This window comes from Streptomyces sp. NPDC054841, assembly GCF_053611045.1.
This window is the reverse complement of record NZ_JBSGZO010000799.1, coordinates 1-2,155: the sequence shown is the minus strand read 5'-3', so window position 1 is coordinate 2,155 and position 2,155 is coordinate 1. Positions and strand designations below refer to the sequence as shown.

3 protein-coding genes are annotated in these 2,155 nt (G+C 68.2%); 2 read left to right on the top strand and 1 reads right to left on the bottom strand.

Annotated elements, in window-relative coordinates; genetic code table 11:
* Positions 1 to 167: 167 nt before the first annotated feature.
* Positions 168 to 710 (bottom strand): ATP-binding protein, encoded by a 543-nt coding sequence (locus ACWGI8_RS43335; RefSeq protein WP_453669019.1) that lies wholly within the window; start codon positions 708 to 710, stop codon positions 168 to 170.
* Between the two features lie 167 nt (positions 711 to 877).
* Between ACWGI8_RS43335 and ACWGI8_RS43330 the strand changes: the two genes are divergently transcribed.
* The gene (locus ACWGI8_RS43330; RefSeq protein ID WP_453669017.1) at positions 878 to 1,111 is read left to right on the top strand and encodes a DUF397 domain-containing protein; all 234 of its coding nucleotides are present in this window, start codon (positions 878 to 880) and stop codon (positions 1,109 to 1,111) included.
* Between the two features lie 91 nt (positions 1,112 to 1,202).
* Positions 1,203 to 2,105, top strand: coding sequence for a helix-turn-helix domain-containing protein (locus tag ACWGI8_RS43325; protein ID WP_453669016.1), 903 nt, complete (start codon positions 1,203 to 1,205; stop codon positions 2,103 to 2,105).
* The last annotated feature ends 50 nt before the right edge of the window (positions 2,106 to 2,155 follow it).

Genomic DNA, 2,155 nt, shown 5'->3' with positions numbered 1-2,155 from the left:
GATCCCACGCCCTGTGTGGCAGATGCCTGCATCTGCCACACAGGGCACCCGCGCCCCCGTCCGCGTTCTCGGCGACCACGACCCGGCATGCCGTCAACTCCTCGGACACAGCGCGTGGTGACCCCAGCCCTCCGCGTCCTGATTGCCGCCCGGGCAGTGGGGTTGTCTCAGGTCGCGCGCGCCGGCAGGGCGAGGTTCGCCCATACGGCCTTGCCGCACGGCGGCGTCAGGGACCAGGACCAGCTGTCACTCAGTTCACTGATCAGAGCGAGTCCCCTGCCGCCGAGTTCCAGGGCGTCGGGTGCGCACGGCCGCGGCGGGTCGGAGCTGGGGTCGGTGACCGTGCAGACGACATGCCCGGGGTGTCGGAACAGGCCCAGCCAGAGGGGGTAGTCCGCGGGGTCCTCCGACGGTTCGGCGAGCGCGTGCCGGACGGCGTTGGTGACGAGTTCGCTCACGACCAGTTCCATGTCGGGAACGAGCGCGTCCATGGCCCAGCCGTGCAGGGTGAGGCCGGCGAACCGGCGCGCCTGACGGGCATTTCGCAGTCCGCCGTCCAGTCCGCAGGCGGCGAAGCTACCCGGGTCGAGGTACTCGTCCAGACCCTGTTGCCTCTGCGCACCCGGTCCGTCGGACAACGGTTCCGGGCCGAATTCCACAGGCGAACGCCAGTCACCGTACGAGGACTTGGTGCTCGAACTGGTTGACATGTAAAGCGTCACTGGTCATGTCCCCCTGCAGGCTTCGGTGTTCGACGCTGCGGCGGTCGATGCGGAACGAGTATTGTCGCGTCCGGCTCGGTAATGCAATTGCATCTGAGATTGCAGTGGCCGGATCCGAGACGGACCGACGGACGCACGGAGAGGGGCTCGTGGGCATGGAGTACTCCAACGGCATGCAGGCGGACACGCTGGTCTCGGCGACCTGGATCAAGAGCAGCCACAGCAACGCCACCGGGAACTGCGTGGAGCTGGCCGCACTGCCTGGTGGCCGGGTGGCCGTGCGCAACTCCCGCGATCCGCACGGTCCGGCGCTCGTCTATACGCGCGACGAGGTCGCGGCATTCGTGGCGGGGGCCCGGGATGGCGATTTCGACTCCATGATTGGCTGAAATCGGTTGCAGGGCCGAGCACTTCACCATGGCTCGTGCCCGGGTGTGCGGGATAGTGTCGTCGTCTTCTCATCATCCGCAGGAGCAAGCGATGGCTGCAGTCGAACCGAGCCCGTCGTTGTTCGTCGGGCCGCTGGGGGCGGTCGAAGGCAACCCCACCGCCCTGAAGGTGATTCTGGGCGGCAAGCTGCGCGAGCTGCGCATCAGTGCCGGACTCGACCCTTCCGCCGTCGACGTCAGACTCGGCTTCTCGCGGTCGAAGACCAGCCGTATCGAACTGGGCCGCCACGGCTGCAAGCCGGCCGATGCCCTTGCCCTGCTGAGTCTCTACGGGGTGGACGGCGAGGACCGCGTCGCGGAGTTCCTGCGGCTGGTGGAGCAGTCCCGCCGGTCCGACTGGTGGCGCTCCTTCAGTGACGTCCTGTCCGACTTCTTCACCCCGCTGGTCGCCCTCGAAGGCGCGGCCTCGACCATCCGTACCTACGAGCCTTTCTACGTACCGGGACTGCTGCAGACTCCCGCCTACGCACGCGCGGTCATCCAGTCCGGGCCCGCCCGTCTGTACACGCATGACGTCCTGCGCCGGGTCGCCCTCCGTCAGGAGCGGCAGCGGCAGCTCGCGCAGCCGGACGGTCCGCGCCTGTGGGCGGTGATCGACGAATCCGTACTGATGCGCACGGTCGGCGGTCCGCAGGTGATGCGCGGGCAGCTCGCGCATCTCGTCGCGATGACGCAGCAATCCCGTGTCACGCTGCAGATCGCTCCCCTGGACGTGACGGCATCGGTCGGCGTCGGCACAGGCGTGACGTATCTCCGCTTCGCGCTGAGCGACCTCAAGGACGCCGTCTACATCGAGCATCTGACGGACAGCACGTTCAGTCAGAAGCCGCAGGTCGTCGAGCAGTACCGCGACATGATGGACCGGCTCGGGGCATGTGCCCTCACGCCCAAGGAGTCACGCGCCCTGCTCCAGGAGCGCCTGACCGGCCTCTGAACACCGCCGCCCGGCCTCTGAACACCGCCGCGGCCCGGGCCGGATCATGG